This is a genomic window from Bacillus sp. FSL K6-3154, assembly GCF_040869395.1.
Lineage (GTDB): Bacteria > Bacillota > Bacilli > Bacillales > Bacillaceae > Bacillus > Bacillus safensis.
This window is the reverse complement of sequence record NZ_CP152033.1, coordinates 1918251-1943498: the sequence shown is the minus strand read 5'-3', so window position 1 is coordinate 1943498 and position 25248 is coordinate 1918251. Positions and strand designations below refer to the sequence as shown.

Annotated in this window: 27 protein-coding genes and 1 riboswitch; of the genes, 7 read left to right on the top strand and 20 right to left on the bottom strand. The window is 36.1% G+C overall.

Annotated elements, in window-relative coordinates; genetic code table 11:
- Positions 1-39 precede the first annotated feature (39 nt).
- Entirely contained in the window at positions 40-1227 is a 1188-nt protein-coding gene (locus MHH61_RS10200) for an MFS transporter (protein ID WP_125587567.1), read from the bottom strand.
- Positions 1228-1304: 77 nt separating this feature from the next.
- Positions 1305-1404, bottom strand: a riboswitch (purine riboswitch).
- A gap of 387 nt (positions 1405-1791) precedes the next feature.
- Here MHH61_RS10200 and proS point away from each other — a divergent pair.
- From proS to MHH61_RS10185, 3 genes are all read left to right on the top strand, one after another.
- Positions 1792-3225: a proline--tRNA ligase gene (gene proS / locus MHH61_RS10195; protein ID WP_125587568.1), complete on the top strand. Its 1434-nt coding sequence runs from the start codon at positions 1792-1794 to the stop codon at positions 3223-3225.
- Positions 3226-3368: 143 nt separating this feature from the next.
- Complete coding sequence (locus MHH61_RS10190) at positions 3369-3545, top strand: hypothetical protein (RefSeq protein WP_164512187.1); 177 nt, start codon at positions 3369-3371, stop codon at positions 3543-3545.
- Positions 3546-3658: 113 nt separating this feature from the next.
- A protein-coding gene (locus MHH61_RS10185) for an IS3 family transposase (RefSeq protein ID WP_125587610.1) occupies positions 3659-4809 on the top strand; the annotation gives its coding sequence in 2 pieces (ribosomal slippage) (positions 3659-3929 and positions 3929-4809; 1152 coding nt in all).
- 60 nt (positions 4810-4869) lie between these two features.
- On the opposite strand, the gene MHH61_RS10180 is transcribed toward MHH61_RS10185, so the two are convergent.
- The 7 genes from MHH61_RS10180 to MHH61_RS10150 all read right to left on the bottom strand — a co-directional run bounded on the left by MHH61_RS10180 (position 4870) and on the right by MHH61_RS10150 (position 8951).
- Positions 4870-5646 (bottom strand): sulfite exporter TauE/SafE family protein, encoded by a 777-nt coding sequence (locus MHH61_RS10180; protein ID WP_125587484.1) that lies wholly within the window; start codon positions 5644-5646, stop codon positions 4870-4872.
- Positions 5647-5704: 58 nt separating this feature from the next.
- Complete coding sequence (locus MHH61_RS10175) at positions 5705-5935, bottom strand: sulfurtransferase TusA family protein (protein ID WP_034283076.1); 231 nt, start codon at positions 5933-5935, stop codon at positions 5705-5707.
- A gap of 33 nt (positions 5936-5968) precedes the next feature.
- A complete protein-coding gene (locus MHH61_RS10170) occupies positions 5969-7096 on the bottom strand; it encodes an MBL fold metallo-hydrolase (RefSeq protein WP_125587485.1) in 1128 nt (375 codons plus the stop codon).
- A 14-nt stretch (positions 7097-7110) separates the two neighbouring features.
- On the bottom strand, positions 7111-7671 hold the full coding sequence (locus MHH61_RS10165) for a sulfurtransferase TusA family protein (protein ID WP_368004443.1): 561 nt from the start codon (positions 7669-7671) through the stop codon (positions 7111-7113).
- A 47-nt stretch (positions 7672-7718) separates the two neighbouring features.
- Positions 7719-8072, bottom strand: a complete 354-nt coding sequence (locus MHH61_RS10160; protein WP_125587487.1) for a rhodanese-like domain-containing protein — start codon at positions 8070-8072, stop codon at positions 7719-7721.
- A gap of 12 nt (positions 8073-8084) precedes the next feature.
- Positions 8085-8567 carry a DsrE/DsrF/DrsH-like family protein gene (locus MHH61_RS10155; RefSeq protein ID WP_041088802.1) on the bottom strand — a complete coding sequence of 161 codons (483 nt, stop codon included), beginning with the start codon at positions 8565-8567 and terminating at the stop codon, positions 8085-8087.
- A gap of 123 nt (positions 8568-8690) precedes the next feature.
- Positions 8691-8951 carry a metal-sensitive transcriptional regulator gene (locus MHH61_RS10150; RefSeq protein WP_003217059.1) on the bottom strand — a complete coding sequence of 87 codons (261 nt, stop codon included), beginning with the start codon at positions 8949-8951 and terminating at the stop codon, positions 8691-8693.
- Positions 8952-9134: 183 nt separating this feature from the next.
- Between MHH61_RS10150 and MHH61_RS10145 the strand changes: the two genes are divergently transcribed.
- Positions 9135-9641, top strand: coding sequence for a hypothetical protein (locus tag MHH61_RS10145; protein WP_125587488.1), 507 nt, complete (start codon positions 9135-9137; stop codon positions 9639-9641).
- Positions 9642-9795: 154 nt separating this feature from the next.
- Here the strand turns inward: MHH61_RS10145 and MHH61_RS10140 are convergent, their stop codons facing one another.
- The 10 genes from MHH61_RS10140 to MHH61_RS10095 all read right to left on the bottom strand — a co-directional run bounded on the left by MHH61_RS10140 (position 9796) and on the right by MHH61_RS10095 (position 19010).
- Complete coding sequence (locus tag MHH61_RS10140) at positions 9796-11016, bottom strand: MFS transporter (RefSeq protein ID WP_164512184.1); 1221 nt, start codon at positions 11014-11016, stop codon at positions 9796-9798.
- Between the two features lie 16 nt (positions 11017-11032).
- Positions 11033-12337 (bottom strand): phenylacetate--CoA ligase family protein, encoded by a 1305-nt coding sequence (locus MHH61_RS10135; RefSeq protein WP_087978238.1) that lies wholly within the window; start codon positions 12335-12337, stop codon positions 11033-11035.
- A 16-nt stretch (positions 12338-12353) separates the two neighbouring features.
- Entirely contained in the window at positions 12354-13415 is a 1062-nt protein-coding gene (locus MHH61_RS10130; protein ID WP_125587489.1) for an Ldh family oxidoreductase, read from the bottom strand.
- A gap of 248 nt (positions 13416-13663) precedes the next feature.
- Complete coding sequence (locus tag MHH61_RS10125; protein WP_087978240.1) at positions 13664-14479, bottom strand: sulfotransferase; 816 nt, start codon at positions 14477-14479, stop codon at positions 13664-13666.
- Positions 14460-15299, bottom strand: coding sequence for a sugar phosphate isomerase/epimerase (locus MHH61_RS10120; protein WP_024427462.1), 840 nt, complete (start codon positions 15297-15299; stop codon positions 14460-14462). Before MHH61_RS10120 ends, MHH61_RS10125 begins: the two co-directional genes overlap by 20 nt.
- A 17-nt stretch (positions 15300-15316) precedes the next feature.
- Positions 15317-16045, bottom strand: coding sequence for a hypothetical protein (locus MHH61_RS10115; protein WP_087978241.1), 729 nt, complete (start codon positions 16043-16045; stop codon positions 15317-15319).
- Positions 16042-16974: a Gfo/Idh/MocA family protein gene (locus tag MHH61_RS10110; protein ID WP_087978242.1), complete on the bottom strand. Its 933-nt coding sequence runs from the start codon at positions 16972-16974 to the stop codon at positions 16042-16044. The genes MHH61_RS10115 and MHH61_RS10110 overlap by 4 nt, the downstream gene beginning before the upstream one ends.
- A 14-nt stretch (positions 16975-16988) precedes the next feature.
- Positions 16989-17795, bottom strand: a complete 807-nt coding sequence (locus MHH61_RS10105; protein WP_080652956.1) for a glycosyltransferase family 2 protein — start codon at positions 17793-17795, stop codon at positions 16989-16991.
- Positions 17771-18502: a polysaccharide deacetylase family protein gene (locus tag MHH61_RS10100; protein ID WP_024427466.1), complete on the bottom strand. Its 732-nt coding sequence runs from the start codon at positions 18500-18502 to the stop codon at positions 17771-17773. The genes MHH61_RS10105 and MHH61_RS10100 overlap by 25 nt, the downstream gene beginning before the upstream one ends.
- A gap of 22 nt (positions 18503-18524) precedes the next feature.
- Positions 18525-19010 (bottom strand): ATP-binding cassette domain-containing protein, encoded by a 486-nt coding sequence (locus tag MHH61_RS10095; RefSeq protein WP_024427467.1) that lies wholly within the window; start codon positions 19008-19010, stop codon positions 18525-18527.
- 140 nt (positions 19011-19150) lie between these two features.
- Here MHH61_RS10095 and MHH61_RS10090 point away from each other — a divergent pair, with 140 nt between their 5' ends.
- Entirely contained in the window at positions 19151-19510 is a 360-nt protein-coding gene (locus MHH61_RS10090) for a VOC family protein (protein ID WP_024427468.1), read from the top strand.
- Between the two features lie 28 nt (positions 19511-19538).
- Here the strand turns inward: MHH61_RS10090 and MHH61_RS10085 are convergent, their stop codons facing one another.
- Entirely contained in the window at positions 19539-20885 is a 1347-nt protein-coding gene (locus MHH61_RS10085; RefSeq protein WP_024427469.1) for a nucleotide sugar dehydrogenase, read from the bottom strand.
- Positions 20886-22252: 1367 nt separating this feature from the next.
- Between MHH61_RS10085 and MHH61_RS10080 the strand changes: the two genes are divergently transcribed.
- Complete coding sequence (locus MHH61_RS10080; protein ID WP_125587491.1) at positions 22253-22861, top strand: transglutaminase family protein; 609 nt, start codon at positions 22253-22255, stop codon at positions 22859-22861.
- 114 nt (positions 22862-22975) lie between these two features.
- Here MHH61_RS10080 and MHH61_RS10075 read toward each other — a convergent pair whose 3' ends face one another.
- Entirely contained in the window at positions 22976-23812 is an 837-nt protein-coding gene (locus tag MHH61_RS10075) for a helix-turn-helix transcriptional regulator (protein WP_024424426.1), read from the bottom strand.
- Positions 23813-23915: 103 nt separating this feature from the next.
- On the opposite strand from MHH61_RS10075, the gene fabF reads away from it, so the two are divergent.
- Positions 23916-25148 (top strand): beta-ketoacyl-ACP synthase II, encoded by a 1233-nt coding sequence (gene fabF / locus MHH61_RS10070; protein ID WP_125587492.1) that lies wholly within the window; start codon positions 23916-23918, stop codon positions 25146-25148.
- Positions 25149-25248: the final 100 nt, after the last annotated feature.

Genomic DNA, 25248 nt, shown 5'->3' with positions numbered 1-25248 from the left:
GCTAGAGATTGTTGACAAAGGGCTAAAATGATCTTTATTTTAGCTCTTTGTCTTCATTTCAGCATGATGCTGACGATCCATATAAAGCGGCGGTCTCTTCAGCGAAATCACCGCACAGCTAAAGGCAATCAGTACAAACACAGCACCGAATTTAGCCAGATCAACAGATGAACCGGTCATCGTAAACATGACTCCGCCAACCGCTGATCCAATCGAAATGCCGATTTGCAAGGCCGATGTATTTAAACTTTGCTGAATATCAGACGTGACAGGATCTGTTTGAATCAAATAACTCTGCAAAGCAGGCGTCAGTGCCCAGCTGAGCGCACCCCAAAGGACAACCATCACCATAAAGAGCGCGAACACCCCCGCTGTATAAGGAATGGTAAACATGACAACCGCAAACGCGATTGTCACAAGCAAAATGGCTTTCCCTGAACCCAGTTTGTCACTCAGCCAGCCGCCAAATCCATTCCCGCCTATCGACGCAAGTCCGAAGATTAAATAACAAATACTAATCCAAAACGGGGTCATATGCAGAACTTCCATCAGAAATGGAGTGAAATAAGAATAAAGCATATAATGGCCTGCAAGCATAAACAAACTGATCAAGTGTGCACTAAAAATTTTCGGATGTCCTAAAGAACGAATCTGCTTTCTAAGAGGCGTCACTTTTTCAACAGGCATTTTCTCCAATAGAAAATAGATCAGAACCATCGATATGGCAGAAAGAATACTGATTCCTAAAAACATCACTCTCCAGCCAAAGCTCTCTGTAATAAAAATACCGATCGGTACACCGAGAACAAGTGAAGAACTAATTCCTATAAAAATCAGCCCTAAAGCCTTTGCACGATGCGCTGGTTCCACCAATTTGGCAGTGATCGTCAAAGATAATACCACCACAAGCGCTGTGCTCATGGCAATCAACACCCTTGATATCATGACAAGGGCAAAGGTCGAACTAAAATAAGTGAACACATTCCCTAATGTAAACACCAATAACGCGATTAAATAAAGGCGCTTTCGTTCGATTTTGGCTGTAGCGGTCAGCAGCACGGGTGCTGAAATGGCATACACAATCGCAAATACCGTAATGAGCTGTCCGGCTGTTGCAAGAGACACATTCAAATCCTCTGCAAGACTTGGCAGAATGCCCCCGACCACAAGCTCAACTAATCCAACTGCAAAAGTAGAAACGGCTAATAAATATACTCTCCAGTTCATGTCTAACATCCCTTCTGTATATCATCGCTTTCATTTTTGATACAGGGTGCAGACAAACAAAAAAACCCTGATTACAAAAAAGGAAAGCGCGCTTTTGTAATCAGGATTTATCGGATCCTGGTAGAAACCCTCAAACCATATTATTGAGGTTATACAAGTCTATTTTTTTCTTCAAATATATTAGCATAGCCTTACATAACTCGCAAGCTGTAAAAATAGAAAAATACTGCCATTCCGTTACCTAAACAAAAGGCGCTGTAAAAGGAATCAGAACAGCTTGCTTTCTCCCCCATTTACAGGTAAACTGATGAAAAATCAACGAACAAGGATCAACGTAGATCTGGAATAGTAGCTTGAATCGATCTTTAACAGAGAGGGAACGGTGCTGAGAAGTTCCTACTGACATCTTCAAGTGAACCTGCCGATTTAGTTCTGTTTCATACAGCGGTTCATACCGTTATCATGATTGAGTGTAAAGCTGTGCTTTAAATTAGGGTGGTACCACCAGGAATGGTCCCTAACTTAAAGTACAGCTTTTTTGTTTTAAAAAAGGAGGAACCTGCAATGTCAAAAAAACAATTTGTTGAGAAAATTACAAGCATGGAAGACGACTTTGCCCAGTGGTATACAGATGTTGTCACAAAGGCGCGGCTCGTCGATTATTCAAGCGTAAGAGGCAGTATGATCATTCAGCCGTACGGCTTTAAAATCTGGGAGAATATTCGCGACGAACTTGACCGCCAGATTAAAGAAACGGGTCATGAGAATGTCTATATGCCGCTCTTTATCCCAGAGAGCCTGCTGCAGCAGGAAAAAGATCATATCGAAGGCTTTGCTCCTGAAGTGGCGTGGGTCACACATGGCGGTGAATCCGAATTACAAGAAAGGCTCTGCGTCAGACCAACCTCTGAAGTGCTGTTCGCTGAGCATTACAAAAACATTATTCATTCCTACCGCGATTTACCAAAGCTATATAACCAATGGGCCAATGTCGTCCGCTGGGAAAAGACAACACGTCCCTTCCTTAGAACCCTTGAATTCCTATGGCAGGAGGGACACACGTGCCATGAGACTGAGCAAGAAGCGATTGAAGAAACAGAAAGAATGCTTCACACTTACGCTTCTCTTTGCGAAGATCTCCTCGCCATTCCTGTCATTAAAGGGAGAAAAACAGAGAAGGAAAAATTCGCTGGCGCTCGCTTCACCTATACGGTTGAAAGCTTGATGCATGACGGAAAAGCGCTTCAAACTGCCACTTCTCATTTCTTCGGGAACGGATTTGCCAAAGCATTTGGCATCGAATTCTTAAACCGTGAAGGAAAACTAGAGCATGTCCAGCAAACCTCTTGGGGTTTCACAACAAGAATTATCGGCGCTATGATCATGGTGCATGGCGATGACAGAGGGCTCGTCCTCCCACCAAATATTGCACCAACCCAAGTGCGTATCGTGCCAATCGCTTCTCATAAAGAAGGGGTGCTGGATCATGCCTACGAATTGAAGGATCGCCTCGCCCGCATCGCACGTGCTGACATCGATGCAAGCGATAAACAGCCAGGCTGGAAATTCAACGAATGTGAAATGCAGGGTATTCCGCTACGTGTAGAAGTAGGACCAAAGGACATCGAAAAAGGACAAGTGATGCTCGCACGACGAGACACTGGTGAAAAGCAAGCTGTCACATTAGATGCACTTGAACAAACCATCACAGCAACGCTTGAAGACATCCAGCGGACCATGTTCGAAAAGGCGAAGGAACGATTACATGAAAAAACATCACAAGCCCTCACAATCGAAGACATCGAGCAAATTCTTGCGGAAGAAAACCGATTGATTAAAGCCATGTGGTGTGGTGACGAAGCCTGTGAAAACGACATTAAAGAAAGAACAGGTGCGACCTCACGCTGTATTCCATTCGAACAGGAAACCATTTCTGACACATGTGTCTGCTGCGGAAAGCCTGCATCTGATATGGTGTTCTGGGCGAAAGCCTATTAAGAATATGAACGATAAAGAAGCATCTCTCATGATGCTTCTTTTTTGTTAAAAAGACCCAAACACCCATTGACCTCACCTGCATGATCCCCTATAATTCATATTAATATAATCGGTTTTTAAGACTTTAACTGGAGTGGTGATATATGAAACGCTGGCCCTCATTCTTTGCCGAACGCTGCCCTAAATGTAGAACAGCATTAGAAGTCTCAAAGTCCAATGCCCTGCAAGGCAAAGTCGTGAAAACATGTCCCAACCTTCATTATCAAAAAGAGTACCACCCCGCACTAGAAACGTATATCGAGCACGATGACGTCAAATAAAAAAGACCAACATGTTTGCGGGACTGACCCCATAAAGTGAGACAAATAAAAACACCTTTAAATTGAAAAATCGGGTATAGCATATCTGAAAACAATTTGGAGGTGTTTTTTGTATGGGAAAAAGAGTTAGTTATCCGATTAGTGTAAAAGAAGAGGCCGTTCAAATGAGGTTAGCTGGAATCCCGACAAAAGAAATCATGGACAAGTTAGGAATTAAGAATAGAACACAAGTGAAAACGTGGATGAAATGGTATCGCGAGGGTGAAATCCATCGATTTCATCAACCAGTTGGAAAGCAGTATACCTACGGGAAAGGACCAGAATATCAAAATGAGAACGAGAAGTTGAAAACAGAAAATCTTTATTTAAAGCAACAAATTGACCTATTAAAAAAGTATATAGAATGGGAAAGGAAGTGAAAAAAGAAGCATTCGTGTCGATTTATGATGCGGTAAAAGACACAGTAAGTGTAAGTGCATTCTGTCAGATGTTTGAGCTCGCAAGATCAACATTTTATCGTTGGAAAAAACAAGATCTCCTGCCAAAACAGCAAGTGTTAATTGACCTCATATCGTCGCTTTGTGAGTCACACCAATATACGTACGGTTATCGTAAAATAACGGCCCTACTGCGAAAAGAAAGGAGAATAAATCATAAGACAGTACAACGCATTATGCAAACCTACGGTTTACAGTGTCGTGTGAAAATAAAAAAGCGTAAACAGACTGGTCAACCTTACTATATTGCAGAAAATCACTTAAAACAGGATTTTACTGCGACAAAGCCACTTGAAAAACTGGTGACAGATATAACGTATTTGCCATTTGGTCAAAAACCACTTTATCTATCCAGCATAAAGGATTTGTATACTAGTGAGATTGTGGCTTATACGATTGGTGATAAACAGGATGTTTCTCTTGTTTTAGATACATTGAAGCAGTTACAGACATTACCTAAAGGCTGCGTACTTCATAGTGATCAAGGTTCGGTCTACACTTCTTATGCTTATCAAAAGGAGATAAAGGAAAAAAGCATTACCATGAGCATGTCCCGGAAGGGAATGCCCGCTGATAATGCCCCCATAGAATCCTTCCACTCCAGTTTAAAAACAGAAGGATTCTATCTCCACCACCTGACAAACACTACAACAGCCATTGTAGAAAAAACGGTCAGGGAGTATATTGATTATTATAACAATATCCGAATTCAATTGAAATTAAACAGCCAGTCACCAAAAGAGTTTCGGCAACTGGCTGTTTTATAAAGGTGTTTTGATCCCTGTCTCAAAAACGGGGGTCAGTCCCTTGCTCTGTTGGTCTTTTCTTTATAAAATATCCAGCCAAATTTTGACCGCTGTCGCTGTAATCATTACAGCAAGTGCCCATTGCAAGTAGACGGCGTTGATTTTCTGACCGACCTTCGCACCAATCGGAGCTGCCATTAAACTTGCCGCCATCAGCACAACAGCAGGAAGAAGCATGACCTGACCCGTCAATACCTTTCCAGTCGATGCGCCTATCGCAGAAAGAAACGTAATCGCAAGTGACGACGCAATCGTCATCCGTACAGGAATTTTTAAAATAGACAGCATCACAGGCACTAAAATAAATGCGCCGCCTGCACCTAATACCCCGGAAACACTGCCAATCACAAAGGCAATACCTGATGCCAGCCCTTTATGAAAAGTAACTTCTCCCTCTGCGTCTGCACGCTGTCCTTTTTTCGGAATCAACATGAGAATAACCGCCACAATGGCGAGTAATCCATAGACGAGGTTCATCCCTTTCTCCGGCATAAAATGTGATACATAACTGCCTAATAAGCTGCCCGCCAATATACTGCTTCCCATATATAAAATCAGCGAGCGATGTAAAAATCCGCTTTTCCGATAAGCGAGTACACCACCCAGCGTCGAAAAAAGCACTTGAATGGCGCCAATCCCTGATACCTCGTGTGCTGATAGTGCCATCACACCAAAAAGAGGCGGGATATAAAGCAGCATGGGATAGTTGATCACAGATCCGCCGATCCCCACCATTCCTGATAAGAAGGAACCAAGACATCCGATGATAAAAAGTGTAATCAAAAATGCAAAATCCACGCTGGTCTCCTCCTTTGCAAAAGGAAAAGGGGATCTTCAGCAGATACCCCTACATCCTTTAGGACCCTTTTCTCACCCAGAACTTCAGCACGTGACCTTCTTCTGTCTGCGTGATCAATTCATGTCCGCTTGACTTCGCCCATGCGGCCAAGTCAGCTTTAGCCCCTTTATCTGTTGCATGTATTTCTAAAACTTGACCTTCCGCCAAGTCGTTCATTTTTTTCTTCGTTCGAATAATCGGCATTGGGCATGCGAGCCCTGTTACGTCTAAAATTTGATCTGATGTCATTTGATTGTTCCTCTTCTCTTATTTTATTGGACATTACCGAATCGCACAACGGTTTGGACCCATTTCCATTTCCCGCTGCTCTTCCATATCTGGGTACAGCTTCCCCATATTGGCTTGACGAATCTCTTGAAATGCATGCGGCTGTGCAGGCAGACCTTCCGTCACCATCTTTCTAAACACATGTTGATCTTCAATATGAAGCCCATGATTTTCTTTTAAAAGTGAGCCGAGCTCCTTCCAAACACTGCCGTCTTCATTCATTTCTTCTTTGGTCATGAAGTGCGCAGGCAGAACGATGTATTCCTTTGAAAACGCCATATACCGTTCATAAAGCGTCTCTCTCAAATCATCTACCCAGTCCTCCGCCATTCCAGCAAGATCAGGTCTTCCAATTGAATCAATAAACAAAATATCACCTGAAAGAAGATATTGATTGTCTACGATAAAAGATGTTGAGCCGATCGTATGTCCCGGGGAATAAATGGGTTGAATATCAATAGAAGCTGTTCCAATCGTTATCCGCTGTCCTTCTTCAAGACGTTCATATTCAAAGGTTACCTCTTCTGCATCTTTTGGCGGCAGCCAGTAGGCAGCACCCGTTAGTTCAGCCAGCTTTTTCCCACCAGAAATATGATCCGCATGAAGGTGAGTATCCAGCACATGCGTCACAGAGACATCATGCTTTTTCGCAAAATCAATATAGACCTCCGCCATTCGAGCTGCATCCACAACCGCGGCTTCTCCATTGGACATGATCATATAGGACAGACACCCTTTGCCCATCCGTACAAATTGATACAGCTCTCCGCCGCCGCTTAAATCACCTATTTTCACTGGCTCTAGATGCTCACTCCATGCCTTCATGCCGCCCTGTAAATAACGAACAGGCACGCCAGCCTCTGACAGCATCTCCGCCACCAGGATAGAAGAACCTTCCTTGGCACAAACCACCAGCACTTCACGGTCACTAGGAATGTGCTGTAAAAGGCCCTCTACTCCGTCAAGCAGATCAAAATAAGGCACATTCATATCAACGATTGCTTCCCCTTCAATCTTCCAGTCCTGCACATCTGCTTGGTTTCGCACATCTAGCAAAAAGAGCGGCTCTTTGCCCACGATCTTTTTTGTTAACTGCTCTGCAGTCATGGCTTTTACCGTCATGTTTTATTCAGCTCCTATTTTTCAATGGCTCCTGTCCAGCTATTCATGCCTGGCACCACATTGATTAATTGTTGAAATCCTCTCTCTTTTAGCTTTTGCGCAGCTAATTCACTTCTTCTGCCTGAATGACAGATGAGATAAATGTCCGATTCTCTTGTTAACTCCTCTGCACGATCTTCCACCTCACCAAGCGGGATATGAACGGCTCCTGGGATATGCCCCGCTTCGTATTCATCCAGCTCCCTTACATCCAAAATAAACAGAGATTGATCTTCTTTTACCTTCTGTTGAAAGGCATTCAAAGATATTTCCGAAATCATGGGCTCCCCCTCTTCTTCTTGCGCTCCGCCCTTACGAATCAAATGATAAAGCACCTGTCCTTCTACTCTTGTTCCTAAAAACTCATGACCGGCACTTTTTGACCAAGCCACTAAATCCGCTGCTGATCCTTTATCGGTAGCTTGCACTTCAAGCACATCTCCTGGCAAAAGCTCATTCATTTGTTTTTTTGTTTTCACAATCGGCATCGGGCATGCCAATCCTTTTGCATCTAAAATGAATGTTGGTTGCTGCATGTGATGTCCTCCTTTATATAGGGGTGGGGGTATATTTTTATGCGTGCTTAATGCCAAGCATTCATACCACCCTTGATGTTTGTAATATGAGTAAATCCTTGCTTCTTCAATATTTTCGCTGCCTGCATACTTCTCATTCCACTTTGACATATGACATAGATCTCTTCATTTTTCTCAAGCTGAGAAGCTCGTTCTTTTAACTGAGGTAAAGGAATGTTTCGAAATCCTTTTATATGGTTTGTTTGAAATTCTACTGGAGATCGTACGTCAATTAGTTGTTGATCTTTGTTTTTCAGCTTTTTCTTCATATCGGCAGCATCCATTTGGTTCACACCTCGTACTGGTAGGAACCGGCTCACGAGTAAGCCAATCACCAGGATGAACAAAATCGTTTGAATCATTTCATCACCTCACTAAATAAATAAATTCACATTCCCGATTTCAGCCTCTGCTAAATACGCCGCCACACCAGCATATTGAATGTCATCTAATAATTCTTTCTCCTGCAGCCCTAAAAGGTCCATCGTCATTGTACATGCTACGAGATTAATCTCCTGTTCCTTCGCCATATCAATGAGCTGCGGCAAGGTCATGGCATTATGCTTTTTGATGACGTGCTTAATCATCTTTGGGCCCATTCCAGCAAAATTCATCTTTGAAATGCCCATTCGATCAGCCCCGCGCGGCATCATCTTGCCAAACATTTTTTCTAAAAAACCTTTTTTCATTGGCACCATCTCATCCTTGCGCAAGGCATTCAGCCCCCAAAAGGTATGAAAAATCGTCACTTCATGATCATAGGCTGCTGCACCATTTGCAATAATGTAAGCCGCCATCGCTTTATCATAATCTCCACTAAATAGCACAATCGTCGTGCGTTTTTTCTGTTCTTCCATTCTGCTCCTCCTTCATTATTACCCATGGGGGTATATAGAAAACAAAAAATATATACACATACCGGTAAGGGTATATTATAACAAGTAAAAAAATCCGTCAACCTTCAAAGGCTGAAGAATTTCTTACCGGCTCTTCACCAATAGCTCAACTGCCTCTTTCACAAGACCTTCCGTATCCTTGCCTTGTTCAAGACTTTCACGAACACATTGCTCAAGATTTGTACTCACAATCACACCCATTGCACGATCAATGGCATTGCGTGATGCAGACAGCTGCGTCACCACCTCGCGGCAATCCTTTCCCTGCTCCATCATCGCAAGAACCCCTTTAATCTGCCCCTCAATCCGGCGAAGACGGTTCTTCATCTGCTGATTATATTCCATGCACAAGTACCCCTTTCTATTCTTTCTATGAACAGATAGTATACCCTAAGAGGTATTTAGTCAAACGACTTGCCCTACTCTTTTGTAGAGAATGTATGTGAAAAGAATTGCACATTCCACCATTTATTGATAAAAAGAAAATAATCAACGAACGAGAAATCATTGAAGAAAAGAGGGCAACTCATGACTTTACATCATTATATTGGATCAAACAAAGAACTGCCGCTTGGTACCATTGGTCAAAATCCTACCTATAAACCATTCTCTGAACTCAATATCAACATGTTTGATAAAAAACAAAAAAAGCTAAAAAGCTATCAAAAAGAAGAACTTTTGATAAAAGTATTTGAAACAGAAGAGGATTTCGAAGGCATTCACATTGATTATCTAGATCCCGTCTATGAAGCGGTAAGAAACAAATTCACGCATCCTTTTGTTTATGAATTAGACATCATTCATTCTCTTCGTGCACTTTTTAAATTCATTGAAAAAGAGCTGTCAAAAGGAGAAAGCATCGAAATCTATTCTTGTGTAGATGGACTCGAAACGAAAGAAAAGAATAATCAATTGGACGTAGAAATTGACCTAAGCAAAAAACGGTTTGGAAAACATATCGATTTTAAAGAGATCGATGAACTGATTGATATGTTTGAATTAGAAAACTTACAATATGTGTTGGTGAAGAAATAGACCTCCTGCCATTATTCTTTCATATAAATTTTAAATAACCGTCTGAATAAAATGAATTTTTTTCTTATATGTAACACATCCTTTGCAAAAAATAGTGTCAGATTAACTGTAATATTAATAAAAAGTTTTGTTTTTTATATTTATTAATATCTCTTTATCTAGAAATAACTGATGAGATTAATTGATGAGTACTTTTTTGTTTGAGAAAAACTATGGTATATATCAAAGCAATAATGGTTGGTATTAGTAAAACCATGTAAGCGAAATTAGCTCCATAAGTTTCACTTATTAGTCCTAGTATTGGGCTTCCTATAACTACAGATCCTTGGTTAATAAACATTCTGTAGCTGGCCATTCTACCATGATATAATGAATCAGTAATCATTTGTTGTATGGATTGTGTAACTACTCTTAACAAAGCAGTACCAAAGCCTAAAAAGAAAATACCAAAAAAAGACAAAATAATAGTTCTACTAAAAGAAAGGAGAGAAAGTCCTAAAATAACAACACCTATAGATATAGTTGGGACAAAGGATTTTGTTTTTAAAAATAACCATGAAATAATTAAACCAGCAAGTATCGCCCCAGTAGACAAGGCTGCTTCCAGTAAACCAAATATAAAGCTTGGTTTACCAAGATATGTCTTAGTATAAACAGAAAGTAGACCGGTGTTTGAATGCAATACTAGCTGACCAACACATCCAATTCCAAAAAGTCCTAATATGATCTTATTTTTTAATAAATAGTTAAAACCATCTTTAAGATCGAATAATATCGAATTTTTCTCCCGTTCTAATTGAATTGAATTAACATTAATAGATTTTATAAAAGATAAAGATAATAAAGATAGGAGGCTAATTATTAATATTATCAAAAAAATATATACTGCATCTAAAAATATTAATAAAAATCCTGTGGAACTAACCCCAAGAATCCATCCTATTTCACCGATACTTGTTGAAATTCCTATGATCTTTGTATACTCTTTTTTCGAAAAAGTTTGTACAATAAGGGCCTGCATAGCAGGTCTAATAATTGAACTCAACAATTGGACTATTACGTGAGATGTAATTATTGTCCAAACAACTAATGAGTTGGTAGCAATAAAGATTGTCAGAAATAAAATCATTAAACTCTGAATTGATAAAGAAATAATGATAATTTTTTTTTTATTTAAGCGATCAATAATAACTCCTGAAAAGAGATTTACTAACAATCCTGGGATAAAACCAATTCCAACTATTAAGCCAGAATAGAATGCATTACCTGATGTTTCATATAGAATCCAAGTTAAAGCAATTATATACATTGAAGAAGATGTTGAGGAAAAAAGAACGGTTAATACGTATAACCATGAACTATATTTATTTAACATAGTAATTCCTCCAGATTTAACTCGTTTCAACATTACATAAAAAAGACTTTATTTTCCCATTACTCCCTATTAAATCTTCGATATTACAAAAATTTAACCTGATGTCTAATTTACATCCTAATTCTAAATTTAACTTTTCTCTGTATTTAAATATATCTACTTTGTTTTTTTCTTCATTAATTACAATATTAATATCAATTTCCCCTGGAATTGACTGCTTTAATTGGAAGCAAACAACATTTATATCTTCCAAATCTCTCTTTAAAACATACGTATTTAATAAATCACCATCCTTTAAAACAACCGGATTCATTTTTCGACCTTCAAGTAATTTAATTGTTTCACCTTTATATCCGCAAGGACATTTACTTGATATTAAACCCGTATCCCCAGTTTTATATCTCATAAATGGCATATATTTGTTTATTAATCCAGTAACCACGAATTCTCCTGATTGATTATTCTTTTCATTTATTAAGTTTCCATCTTCATCAATTAATTCAATAATTACACTTTCCTCATAAATATGATAATGATCCTCTTTGGACGAACACTGGACTGCTATATCTCCTATTTCCTGCATCCCATAAGTATCAACTACTTTCGACTTATAGGCATTTTTTATGTAATTTCGGGTTTGACTTGTTAAAGATTCTCCACCGCATATTAGTAATTTAATGCCCTTTAGTTTATGAAGTAATTGATTTTTTTCGAAAATTTTGTATAATAAGAGGATTTCAGAACCATGACCACTTATAATATTTGGCTTAAAGTCTATAATTTGATTCAGTATACTTGTTTCAAACTTACCTAAAGAACCATTTATACCTATTAAACCTAAACTGAAAAATGGTAAAGTTTCTTCTGTTTTATCTGAAAATCCATTAATTCTTCCAGCAATTCTTAAAATCCTTGGATGCTCCGTTATGTTATATTCATCTAAAATGAACATAAGGTTAGCTAGTCCCTCATAATAGGATTCAATATTATGTATAGAAGAAAAGGGGGTTCCTGTAGAGCCTGAGGTATTTGTAACATAACAATCATTTTCATTTATATTATTTATATCATCCGATACATAATCTTCGTAACTATCTATAATTTGTTCTTTATCTACTGGAGATATTTCATTCAATAGAATTCTTGGATTTACCGAATTTTCTTTTTCTAAATTTAAAAATTTCGGAACTTTTTGTGTTGCATAACTCAAAAGCTCCTGCAACCTCTCTTCTTGAACTTTCATTCTAAAAGAAAAATCACTCCTGGATTTATTTTTAATTTTGATTTTCTTATTTAATCGCTCTTCTACTAAAGGAATCATATTACCCACTCCTATCTTATTTTTGCAAGATCCGAGTATCTATGTTATATTGTTTCCCTAAATTATTTAATGTCTCTATTTGCTTCTGATCTAAACTTATCCCTTCTTTTATTTTTTTTTGATAAAATCTTTTCTCACGTTCACCAGGTATTAAAATTTCCTCAGTTCCTTCTGCTTTTTTTGAAGATTTAATTAAGGAAATCCAATCCTCCATTCTATAAAAAAATTGTTCTAATTCCATAAAAATATTTATACGTATTCCAATAAAAGTATGTGAAGATTCTGCAACTGAGGAATAATCTGCCCTTTGTCTTTTTACTTGAGAAGCGTATAGCCCACCACTTAATACGCCAGTAAACAAATCGATTAACATGCCAATGCCGTATCCTTTGTGTTTACCGAATGGCAAAACTACCCCCTCATTTAAAAAATCTAACGGGTTATCGGTATTTTTACCATTTTTGTCAACAATCCAGCCCAAAGGTATTTTTTCATCTCCTTTTTCTACAGCTGCTCTTACTTTACCGCAAGCAACTTCCCCAGAAGCAATATCTAGTAAAAAAGAATTCTCTTGCCTTCCAGGAAAACAAACTGCCATTGCATTATTACCCAATACAGCCTCGGCCCCTCCCCAAGCTGCTACGTTTGGTCCTGAATTCGTCAATACTATACCTATCATTTCATTTTCAGCAATCATATTAGCATAATATCCAAGCATACCAATATGATTACTGTTTTTAACCATAACGATCCCAACCCCCTCTTCTTTAGCTTTTTTTACAGCATTTTCTGTAGCTAGAGATGCTGTTGCCGGACCTATTCCTCCATCAGCATCTATCATTTCTAACATGTCATTAAGTTTTTCAATATTCCTTTTAGGATTAATCCTAATTCCACCTTCTTTAATTCGCTTAATATAAGTCTCAGTTAATGAAATTCCATGAGAATCAATACCACAAAGATTAGCACTAACCAAAACATCTGATGTAATTTCGGCATCTCTCATAGGTAAACCTACTCTTTGCAAAACTTGAGAAATGAATTTTTTTAAGTTTGTTGAATTGACCATTTGAACCATAGTAGACAGCCCCTTATATATTGATCCAAACAACAAATAAGGCAAATGTTAAATAATTTGCCTTATTTGTTTCTTTAAAACTACTTATTTGCTAATTACAGATACACTTCCTTTAATATTTAAAAGTTTTTCGATTTTTTTCTTTTTCATATTATCTCACCTCCTTTATAGTTAAAATAATACTTCCGTGGTTTATTTTAACATTATATAAAAAGATTGTAAATATAATTGGGGTTATATTCTGAAAACTATCTATTTTTGATCAATTCAAGCCAAATGTCTCTTATTGTAGGCGGTAATAAATCAACTGAAAAATCGGAATTTTTTTTATTTATTTTTAAATTATTGAGCGTATTATGAAATGACATGTTCAAAAAGTTTGTTAAACGTTCTGTCTCTTTTCCTTCACACAGATCATTGTATTCAATTATAAGATACTTATCTTTTTCCCACTTGCGCATAATTGAAATAATTGGTTCATGCCAACTCTTCCATTTTATTAAATTATTGGTAGAGTTAAATGGACGCCATGGCTTATTTTTATTCCAGTTTAAGATGGAATTTGAAACGTCAAATGGATTGCGAATTAGCAGTATATATTTGGCATCCGGAAACAATTTATCAATATACGGTATTTGATGCATATACTCGTTATACTTATCGCCCCATAATATATAGTCTTCATAAGCTTTCATAATGATTTGACGTGACAAACTAACAGCATCCAAATCAGTCCCGTTAGCTACCAAAGCTGCTGCTTCATGAAGAGCGAGATCAACTTTCTTTAACCAATTTTCCACTCCAATTCCGCTGGGCATAATTCTTCTTAATGCGAAAGAAATTTCATCAGATCTAAAATGTCCAAAAGCGATATCGTCATCAGTAAGCCATCTTTGTAAAAAGTAAATTAATTTCCCATTAATGGTAAATAGACCGCCATGTTTGTTAAACTCATGGTTCAAGGAATACGATAATGCTGTTGTACCTGACCGTTGCACTCCCAATAAAAATACAGGATTATTTTTTTGTAAGACATTCATATTTTTATTTAAAATATGAAGCAAACTCTTTCATACTTTTTAAACTTGCTTCATACCCTCCTCTTGAAAATTCATCATACCAAGGATTATCTCTTATCTGTTGAGGAATTATACGATCTGGTCTCCAGTGAGTTTCAAGTGAAAACCAACCATCATAACCGTCATTAGTTAAAAATTTCACGATATCTTTCCATGGGACATCTCCATCGCCAATATTGACGTATTCTTTTTGACCTTTGGAATCTTTTACATGAATATGCTTTATAACATCTCTCCCTAATTTATAATCATTAGGAAATGGATTTTTATTAAATCCAGAATAAACTGTATTTCCAGGATCCCAAAGTACACCTACTCTATTATTATTTAATACTTCTAACAAATCGATCATTTGTACTATTGAAGGTGTATTCGTTCTCATTCCAGTTTCCACAAGTATCATAATATCCTTTGGTATAATATCTTCAATAATACCTTTCATTATTCTTCCCGCCTCTTTTGGCTCAGGTTGTTCTTTTCTATAAAATGAGAAGACTCTAATGAATTGGGCTTTTAAAATTCTCGCTTGATGAACTGCATGTAAAAAACTATCTCTCGCTTCTTCTATCTGCTTTATTGTCTTGGGAATTGCCGTTTTAAAAACAGGGGAATCAAAACCAACAATACTCAAACCCTTTTTTTCAATACTATATCTAATAGAGTCCAATTGTTCATCGTTAAGTTGATCTGGTCTTATATTCCATACAGACCTAACCTCAATTCCTTTGTAATCGCATTCCTGAACTGTGGAAATAACATTATCTAAATCTTGATCGATTTCATCTCCGATTATGGCCAAATTCACCGTCAATACCTCCAATCTTAAGTATTTATTTGATTAAGTAGTTGTTTAGTAATTAAGTAATCTTCTTCGTAGGAGTTAGAGCGCGTTTCAATTGTAATAAACATAGATGGATTATCTAACAGCTCAAGAATTTTTTTTAATGGATTTAAATTTATTTTCTCTAAAGGTAAATGCCGAGAATTTATTGGATTACACCAATCAAATCCTTTTATTTGCATTGCTTTTACAGCTTTTTTCAAGCGTAATAAACTAATATTTTCAATATCATTGCAAATTTTAAAGAGGCCCATAATATCCAAAAGAATATCAACGCCAGTTTCTTGGTGTAATGTTAGCAAAGTATCTATATCAGCGTAACCATAATGAGTTTCCACTAAAATATTCTTATTCAATATATTTTTTTTAATTTCAGAAATTTGCTGTATTGTAATCATCTTGTTGTGTTCACTCATACAAGACTTATGAGCTAATATTTTTAATTTTACATTTAAATTTTTATAGGGAGTTAACAGTTCCTTTATTAGCTCTTTAGTAAAAAATTGTTTTCCCAGAACTAAATCTAATCCTATAAATGCAATTTTTATTCCATTTTCAATAAAAAAATCACATCCCTTTTCCTCCCATTTTTGTCCTTTACCTACTCTTAAATCTAGGGTATTACATTTAAGTTTTTTTAAATAAGCAAGTATTTCATCTGCAGTTTTCTCAGGAAAACAATTAGTTGAAAACCCCACATATCCACTCATTTTAGTGCCCTTATATTAGAATTCATTTTCTCAATAATTTTTATCGTTCCTCTAAAATTTTCAATATTACATATTTCTGGGCGTTTCCCTATTTTTACTGAGTAAGAGAAATCCTCATACACTAACTTTCTTAAATCATCTGTTGTTTTCTTAGGATAAATCTGCTTCTGATTTATACCGCTTTCTAAATATACAGTTCCGTTTATATAAGTAAATACATTATCTCGATCATATATTATTATTCGTTCGTTTCTTTTTTTTGCCTCAGCTGTTACTGCTAAGGTAAGTACAGATCCATTACTAAATTTTATTATTCCTGCTGTTCTTATATCTAAGCCATATTGATAGTTACGTATACCTTCAAATAAAAAGGAGACCGGTTTCCCTAATAAAATTGATGCAATATCAATGTAATGAATACCTATATGAGTCGTAATTCCACCCCCAGCTGAATTTGGATTTTCTCGCCAAGACCTAAAATACCTTTTCATCTCTCGTGGTCTTGATACTTCTAATGTAGCTATTGTTTCAGGTCCCCACTCAATATCAAACACTTCTTTTGGTAACTGGTAACGATGTTGTAACATTACTCCAATAACCTTATTATAAATATTTGAGTATTCAATTAATTCATCTAATTCTTTTTCACTAAGACACGGGGGCTTTTCTAATAAAATTGATTTACCTTTTTTCATAGCTTCAATAGCCATTTTTGTTTTAAATTGAGGTTGAACACAAAAAGCTATTGCGTCAACTTTTGGATCATCTAAAACATCTTGCCAACTAGAATATGATTTATAATTGTCTATTCGTTTAGTTTTATCTTGTTCAAAAACACCTATAAGATTTACTTCTTCGGTACTGTTGATAGCTTCAACATGCTGCTTTCCTGCCGCCCCATAACCAATTAATGCTAAATTTATTGACATTTAATCTATTCTCCTTATATTTTTTTCTTAGCGGATAGTCGAGCAGTTAAATGGATAATGTTCAAACATCCATTAAATAATGAAACGATTAAAGATCCTTGATATAAGTTTCGGAATTTTACTATTTCTTTAATAAAGGTTTTCCAGCAAATAGCATCTGATTTTTCTCTTCCAGATTTAAAAGCCTCCTTAACAGCCTGCTTTACACCTTTGCTATTCCTATGTAAAATCACTAATTCGGGAATAAAGCAAATTTCATAACCAATAGCATCTAAATCTCCTACTATTTCGTTATCTCCACCGCTAGATAAGCGACTGAACCCATTAACCCTTTTAAAAATATCAGTCCAAATCGCACTGTTACCGCCCGAAAAAAAATCAACTTTATCTCCTCTTCTTAGATTTTTGTACCTCATGTTATATCTCTCCTGTCTTGCTTTTGATACAATACCACGGTCAAAGCGGAGTACTCTTCCTGTAATCCCACATTTTCTTTTTTCGAGAAAAGAAATTGCAGTAGCTATCCAATCGGGAGTTGGTATAGCATCATCATCAAGAAAAGCAATTATTTTAGACTTAACCAAATCTACAGCTTTATTCCTACATGCAGCTGCACCAATTGATTTGCTGTTTCTAATTATTTTTAAAGGTAAATCAAATTCTTTTATCGTAAGAGGCTTTTTAGAATTATCATCGATAATGATTATTTCCTCAATCAATGCAACATTATTTTTTAATAATCCTTGTAAACACCTTTTAAGATCATGTTCCCTATCTTTAGTAGGGATGATCACTGTTACCCGTACCATTGCATTCTCCATTTATATACCAACCTTTTCCATTCATGATTTTGCCTAGCAGGAAGATAGGTCCTGCGAATATTAGTATCTATTTTTTCCCACGATTGTGCTGGTGCTTTAACTGTCCCAAATGCTAAAGTATCCTCAGGGAAGATTATTTCCGATCGGGGTAATAATCCGTAAGGATAAGAAAAATGAATAGAATCACTATTAAACTTACTTTTTAAGGTATCTATTGAAATTATAATTTCATTATTAGCCTCTTTCATTGATAATTTATTTAAAGCTGAATGTGACAAGGTATGTGCACCTATAGTATGTCCCATACTATGCAATTCAATTATTTCAGTCCATGACAAATAATTTTTCCAGGGATTTAAACATAAAGATTTTATGCCTATATTATTTGTTGTCAAAAAGAAGATAGCCTTTACCTCATACTTATTAAGTAAAGGTAATGCAAAATCATATGTGTCTCTAAACCCGTCATCGAACGTAATTAATACTGATGGTTCTTTAGGATTCCAATCGAAAGACCTTTTACTTATAACGGAAGGGTCTATTACTTTAAAATTGTTCAATAACAAGTTTAAACCCTCCTCAAAGTCTTTAGGTGTAATACTGGTATAGTGTTTTAAAGTTGGATGTACATGGTGGAAATACAGTACTAAAGGCCATCCGGGGGCGGATCCACAAAATGCATTTATTAACTCTGACTGTTTAGACATTACAACCTCCATAATGTATAAGCTAGACATTGATTTTACCGTTTTCTAGATAAACGATATTTGATGTGTGTTTTTTAAGAATCATAAAGTTATTGGATAAAAGAATTGTTGTGAAACAATTTGCTCTTCTGTTATACAAGAGTTCCGATAACTTATTAAAATCAAAATCTTCAATATCATCGATAATCAATATTTGAGGAGGATTACTTTTAATTCTTTCAATGGCACTAAAACACTTACCCCTTCTTTTAAAAGTAATTAAACTTAACCTTCTTTTTCGTCTTTTGCTTAATAAACCTATTGATTTACCTTTTTTAGTATTCACTATTTCACCAGTCAATGGGGCAATTTCTCCAATCATAATTCTTGCTAAAGTCGATTTCCCGCTCGAACTAGACCCTATTATCCCCTGCACAATCCCTTCATTCACAGTATAGTTTAAAGCTGCCAATACAATATTTTCTTCACCCGTCGGACCAAAGGATACAGTTATGTCCTTTAGAATCATATTGCCCACCGCCAAATTTTCAGATTATTCCCGAAAATTCTAACCTGCATTTATTTTTTTGTCAATTTTTTGTTTAAATTAAAAAAATATGGTAAGTTTATATTGCAAGAATATCAAATAACGTTGTGGAGGAGAAACTTATGTTTGTTGGAATTGATCATGTTCAAATTGCAGCTCCTAAAGGTAGTGAAGATGAGTGCAGAGAATTTTTTTCAAAAATACTCGGAATGGATGAAATACCCAAACCGGAAAATCTCAAAAAGCGCGGAGGAGTTTGGTTTCAATGCGGCACCCATGAGCTTCATATTGGTATTCAGGAAAACTTTATCCCCGCAATTAAAGCACATCCAGCTTTCAAGCTAAAAGATATAGATAAATTAAAACAAAGATTAATTGAAAACAATATTAAAATAACAGAAGATGAACCTTTAGAGGGAGCTACACGTTTTTATGTAAATGATCCATTCGGTAATCGATTGGAGTTTTTACAACGTCACTAATTACTAGAACAAAGTAATGAGAGTATCTTCATTGCTTTGTTTTTTCTTTTATTTCTTGGAATACAGATCCAAACTTGAATATTTTCTCACTTCTATAATTTTCAAAGAAGTTTCTAGTATCTACTATGAGTTTAGTGTTTTGTAAGATCAATTCACGATTATATTCGCTATGATCAGTTATTAATACAACACAATCATAATGATTAAACAGGTCATAGTTAAGAGGTTTAGATATTAATAGCCTTCCTTCCTTATCCTCAAACTCCATTACATGAGGATCATTAAAATCTATCAATCCTCCACTTTTCTTTAATAATTCATACAATTCTATTCCTGGTGACTCTCTTAAATCATTTATATCAGCCTTATATGCGATCCCTAAAATCAAAATTTTTGATCCCTTTATTATTTTCCCATATTTAAAAAGGGCTTTACTGATATTGTCATGAATATATTTAGGCATATTTTTATTTGTTTCATAAGCCAAATCTATAAATTTAGAAGTGAAATTTGATTCTTTGGCTTTCCATGATAGATACATAGGATCAAGAGGAATACAATGCCCTCCTATCCCTGGACCAGGAAAAAATTTCATAAACCCAAAGGGTTTCGTTCCTGCTGCTTCAATTGTCTCCCATATGTCAATTTTTAAATTTTCTGCTAAAATAGCCATTTCATTAATAAAAGCTATATTAACATTTCTAAATGTATTTTCTATCAACTTGCTCATTTCAGCAATTTTTGGTGACGATACTGGAATAACTTCATCTACAAATGATTCATACAACAATATACCCAAAGTTTCACATTTTCTTGTAGTCCCACCTAAAATTTTTGGCGTATTCTTAGTATTATATTTTAAATTGCCTGGATCTACTCGTTCAGGAGAGTAACACAAAAAACAATTCTCTCCTACCACATAACCCAACTCTTCAATTCCTTTTTGAATAATATCTTCAGTAGTTCCTGGATATGTAGTACTTTCTAGTATTATTAATAAATTTTCTTGCATAAATTTTTTTATATAATAAAGAGCAGACGTTATGTAAGTAATATCTGGTTCATTATTTTCAGTTAAAGGAGTAGGTACGCAAATAATAATTGCATTTAGTTTCTTTATAATACTTTTATCGTTAGTCGGGAAAAATTTTTTTTGAACAATACTCTCCTTAATTTTGCAGGAAGGAATATCTTGAATATAAGATTCTCCTTGATATAGTTTATTTATCTTTCTTACATCTTCATCTATTCCATATACAGAAAATCCAGAATCAGCGATTTCCAAAGCTAATGGCAAACCAACATACCCTAAGCCTATTACACCAATATTAGCTGCCTTATCAATAAATTTAGTTTTTATCTCTTCGAAACTCACTCTTTGTACCCTCCCAAAAGAAACTGTTTAAAAAATAAAAGTCTCACTTGAATTTAAGTCTAAATATCCAAACTATTAAATGGGTATTTTTCTTAGTTTTTACAATTTTACAACAAATATAGTCACAAGTCTAATATTTATTTAAGTTGTTGCTTTATTGTTACTAATTCATTATTTTCAAAGTAGAAACTCCCCATAATTTAAAAGCTATAGATTGTAGGCAAATTATCATGATTATCAAAGCTGAGGATCAACGATCTACACACAACGATAATCAGTAATATAAAGGGGATTTCTCTTTATTTACTAAGGTTCTTGAAGCCCTTTAATGATTCAAACTTTTCATAAAATCCAAATTCCAGCCTATAAATAATATCTCACTGCTAAATGTTTTACTCACTTCCACAAAAAACAACATACCCATGTTACATCTAGATGGAGGTATTTTATTAAATACTTATGTTACATTAAAGAAGAATAAAGACGTAACGAGGGCAGATGATCCTATGCAAAAAAATAACTAACCGACTTAAAGTTTTTTATCTATCAGTAACAGGCAGTAGAGTGCGAGAAAGAATAGGCGATGACAGTACGAGAGATATATTTAATTAAAATGGGGGCGCATTGGAGCCGAATATAGCTATGGTACTAGTAAGTGCGGAACTTATGGGCAATTAATTTGATTTTTGTCCTCTTAGCAGGTCTCATACGTACGGATTCCAGCCTAAAAGGGATATCATTATAAACCATACGTAAATCTTAAATCATACTATTCTAATATCTATTAATAATCACAATGCATATTGTCATGATTATTATGCAAACGTTTTTGATATTTATGTTTCTTATGCAAGTTATAGAAAATTAACAAGCGATAAAACAGCTATCGAAGAATTTAAAACGCTGAGACTACCACAATGGGTTCGTGTGTTTACAGGTATCTAAGAATTAGTTACTGCAGTAGCTTTAATTATCGGTTATTGTTAGGTTCACTTTTGATTGTAATTTTTACTATAGTCGGAACCTTGTCAATGGTGCTCGTTAAGAAACCATTTAAAAACATGATAATGATTATAGTGATAGCTTTGCCATTATCTTATTTTTAAACAGTGTCTCAGACCTTTCAAATTCTCCTGGGTTTAACTAATGAATTTTTACGAAGGAACTTTAGTGAGGTTAAGACCTGAAATTGATGTCACTACATATTTTTAAGGCAGAGAACTAATCATAATTTGTGTTACATCTTTTCATAGCACTCTATAAATATTCAAACTTTACTGAGTAGTAATCTCTTTTATTCTTTCTTAATATATTTCTGATCATGTTCTATAATGTAGTAACATTTATTAGAATATGGGAGTGAAGAAATGAATTTGAAATGTGAATCGAAAAACTTTAATGATTATTTACTTGAATTAAATGAAGTTGATTATTCTAATCCTATTATTTGTACACTTGCAAATGAACTTTTCAACCCTTTGCAGACAGAAATAGAAAAAGCAAAAGCAGCCTATGAGTTTGTTCGAGATGAAATTCCCCATACATGGGATATCCAATCCAAACGAGTGACTTGTCATGCATCAGAGGTATTAACTTATAAAGAGGGAATTTGCTACGCAAAATCGAACCTATTGGCTGCTCTATTGCGCTCACAAGGAATACCCACAGGTTTCTGTTACCAGCGATTAATGTTGTTCGATACGCCAGATAAAGGATATTGTATTCACGCATTAAATGCAGTATTTCTGCAATCACTTAATAAATGGATTCGATTAGACTCTCGTGGCAACAAAACAGGAATTGATGCTCAATTCTCACTGGATCATGAAAGATTAGCTTTTCATACCCAACAAGAATTAGATGAAGTCGACTATCCTTTGATATATGTAAGACCCCATCCAAAAACAATGAGTATTTTAAAAGAACATACAGACGCTATTGAGATGTATCAACACCATTTACCAGAAAAGATATAGGCTTGGGGCCAAGAACCTTCGACAAAGCCAAACGTGAAAATAAACCGGTGCTTGTTAGCATCGGTTATGTCCCTTGTCACTGACGGCTTGGGATCTATTTTATATTAACGAAACCTAGCCTTCAATCAAACGTTTTAACTTAAGCTCCGTATCAGTATCCTCAACTGGAGTATAGACGCTGCATCTTAGATCAGTATCCCCATACACTTGTAATGAAGTGAGATTAAACAACATTTTACCTGCCTTAGCATGACGAAATTCAATTAATACTTCAGGTGCATAGCTGATCTCATTTTCATTCCAGATTTTACGAAACTCAGGATATGCCTGCTCCATTTCTTCTATAAATTGCTCATACCAGTCATCTGCCACATACTGTCCATAATACGTTCTAAATATGGCGATATATCCTCTAACAAAATGCTCCCAATTCACCGCTAAACTTTTAAATTCCTTTCTTGCGAATAGTAAGCGTATGATATTCCTTTCTGCCGGATTGATTTGTTCAAAGTCCAAAAATACATTAGCTGCTGCTTGATTCCAGCCAACAATCTGGCTTCTTCTATCCGATACAATCGTCGGGCAATAACGAAGTTCCTGCAAAATTTTCACTAAAGCCGGACTGATTTCCTTCTCATTCTCAATGATAAAGGATTGTTTCACTCCTTCCTCTAACGCTAAAGCGTACAAATATCTCCTTTCATCGTTATTTAATTGTAATGCTCGAGAAATCGCATCTAATACCGAAGTCGATACTTTTATATCTCTGCCTTGCTCTAACCATGTATACCAAGTAAGACTCACACCGGCTAGTTGAGCCACTTCTTCTCTTCTCAGTCCTGGTGTTCTTCTGCGGGTTCCTACAGGTAAACCAACCATTTGAGGCGTAATTTTCGAACGTTGGTTTTTTAGAAATTCTGATAATGCTTGAAGTCTAGTTTCAGGTTTCATTTAGATCTCCCTTTAAAAGAGTATTAATTATACTAGGATAAACAACAACTTGTAATAGGATAACACAATGGCTAAAGTTAATAAAAACAAGGAGGGAATGATCATGAAAAGAGTTGTCATTACTGGAATGGGAATTATTTCTCCACTTGGAAATGATGTAAATAGCTTTTGGAATCAACTAATCAAAGGACAATCGGGAATATCTCTCATTGATTCTTTTGATACAACTGATTATAAAACAAAAATAGCTGGAATCGTTCGTGATTTCGATGCAGATGAAATATTGGGAAGAAAAGAAGCAAAACGATTAGACCGTTTTAGTCAGTTTGCCTTAGCAGCAGCCGAACAAGCATTAGAAAATTCGCAATTACAGTTAGATCAAGTTGATCTTGAACGTTTAGGCGTATATGTTGGTTCAGGAATCGGGGGAATCCAATCGCTTGTTGATCATGTCAATGTATTAGATAAACGAGGTCCCTCAAGAGTAAGCCCCAGCCTTGTCCCCATGATGATTTCAAATGCAGCTGCGGCCCAAATCAGCATTAGATTAGGGGCACAAGGGCCATCATTGTCACCAGTCACAGCTTGTTCTATTGGGAACACCGCTATTGGTGAAGCTTTCAATGCGATCCGAAATGATGATGCAGATATTATATTTGCCGGAGGAGCAGAAGCTGCTGTTTCACAGATATCTTTGGCCAGTTTTGGAAACGCACACGCACTATCTACTAGAAACCAAGACCCAAGCCGGGCCAGCCGTCCCTTCGATACAGATAGAGATGGCTTTGTGATGAGTGAAGGCGCAGGTATCTTAGTATTAGAATCATTAGAAAACGCGATTCTTAGAGATGCGCCGATATTATGTGAAGTAGTTGGGTACGGAGCTAGTTCAGACGCTCATCATATGGTAGCATCCCACCCAGAAGGTAAAGGTGCCTACTTAGCCATGAAAAAGGCGTTGAGAAGTGCAAATATATCAACAGATGATATTGATGTTATTAGTGCACATGCAACAAGTACACAAGTAGGTGATCGTTCAGAAGTTCTAGCTATTAAGAAATTATTTGGTGAACGTTCAGGTGAAATTCCAACAACGGCAAACAAATCAATGACAGGGCATATGTTTGGTGCTGCCGGCGGAGTCGAAGCCATTGCTTTAGTGGAAAGTTTGAGACGAGGAATGATTCCGCCAACTATTAATGTAGAGAATCAAGATCCAGACTGCAACTTAGATGTTGTATTAGAAGCGAGACAGCTTCCATTGAAATATGGGCTATCCAATTCTTTTGGTTTTGGAGGACATAATTCAGCCATCTTGTTAAAGCATTACGATTGAAGTAGCTATCAAGGGTGTATAGCCCTTGATTTTTTTCATTTTGTAAATACCTCACAGACAAATGATGACGAGCCTCAGCAATCTGATATATTAAATGGAG

Excerpts from the sequence above, each read along its gene's own strand:
- fabF (WP_125587492.1), top strand. The coding sequence starts at position 23,916 with ATGAAAAGAGTTGTCATTACTGGAATGGGAATTATTTCTCCACTTGGA.
- MHH61_RS10170 (WP_125587485.1), bottom strand. The coding sequence starts at position 7,096 with ATGACGGTAAAAGCCATGACTGCAGAGCAGTTAACAAAAAAGATCGTG.
- MHH61_RS10130 (WP_125587489.1), bottom strand. The coding sequence starts at position 13,415 with ATGGTTCAAATGGTCAATTCAACAAACTTAAAAAAATTCATTTCTCAA.
- MHH61_RS10155 (WP_041088802.1), bottom strand. The coding sequence starts at position 8,567 with ATGGAAGAACAGAAAAAACGCACGACGATTGTGCTATTTAGTGGAGAT.
- MHH61_RS10105 (WP_080652956.1), bottom strand. The coding sequence starts at position 17,795 with ATGGAGAATGCAATGGTACGGGTAACAGTGATCATCCCTACTAAAGAT.
- MHH61_RS10145 (WP_125587488.1), top strand. The coding sequence starts at position 9,135 with ATGACTTTACATCATTATATTGGATCAAACAAAGAACTGCCGCTTGGT.
- MHH61_RS10165 (WP_368004443.1), bottom strand. The coding sequence starts at position 7,671 with ATGCAGCAACCAACATTCATTTTAGATGCAAAAGGATTGGCATGCCCG.
- proS (WP_125587568.1), top strand. The coding sequence starts at position 1,792 with ATGTCAAAAAAACAATTTGTTGAGAAAATTACAAGCATGGAAGACGAC.
- MHH61_RS10110 (WP_087978242.1), bottom strand. The coding sequence starts at position 16,974 with ATGTCAATAAATTTAGCATTAATTGGTTATGGGGCGGCAGGAAAGCAG.
- MHH61_RS10140 (WP_164512184.1), bottom strand. The coding sequence starts at position 11,016 with ATGTTAAATAAATATAGTTCATGGTTATACGTATTAACCGTTCTTTTT.
- MHH61_RS10175 (WP_034283076.1), bottom strand. The coding sequence starts at position 5,935 with ATGACATCAGATCAAATTTTAGACGTAACAGGGCTCGCATGCCCAATG.
- MHH61_RS10090 (WP_024427468.1), top strand. The coding sequence starts at position 19,151 with ATGTTTGTTGGAATTGATCATGTTCAAATTGCAGCTCCTAAAGGTAGT.
- MHH61_RS10080 (WP_125587491.1), top strand. The coding sequence starts at position 22,253 with ATGAATTTGAAATGTGAATCGAAAAACTTTAATGATTATTTACTTGAA.
- MHH61_RS10135 (WP_087978238.1), bottom strand. The coding sequence starts at position 12,337 with ATGATTCCTTTAGTAGAAGAGCGATTAAATAAGAAAATCAAAATTAAA.
- MHH61_RS10095 (WP_024427467.1), bottom strand. The coding sequence starts at position 19,010 with ATGATTCTAAAGGACATAACTGTATCCTTTGGTCCGACGGGTGAAGAA.
- MHH61_RS10160 (WP_125587487.1), bottom strand. The coding sequence starts at position 8,072 with ATGATTCAAACGATTTTGTTCATCCTGGTGATTGGCTTACTCGTGAGC.
- MHH61_RS10115 (WP_087978241.1), bottom strand. The coding sequence starts at position 16,045 with ATGAGTGGATATGTGGGGTTTTCAACTAATTGTTTTCCTGAGAAAACT.
- MHH61_RS10075 (WP_024424426.1), bottom strand. The coding sequence starts at position 23,812 with ATGAAACCTGAAACTAGACTTCAAGCATTATCAGAATTTCTAAAAAAC.
- MHH61_RS10100 (WP_024427466.1), bottom strand. The coding sequence starts at position 18,502 with ATGTCTAAACAGTCAGAGTTAATAAATGCATTTTGTGGATCCGCCCCC.
- MHH61_RS10200 (WP_125587567.1), bottom strand. The coding sequence starts at position 1,227 with ATGAACTGGAGAGTATATTTATTAGCCGTTTCTACTTTTGCAGTTGGA.
- MHH61_RS10150 (WP_003217059.1), bottom strand. The coding sequence starts at position 8,951 with ATGGAATATAATCAGCAGATGAAGAACCGTCTTCGCCGGATTGAGGGG.
- MHH61_RS10190 (WP_164512187.1), top strand. The coding sequence starts at position 3,369 with ATGAAACGCTGGCCCTCATTCTTTGCCGAACGCTGCCCTAAATGTAGA.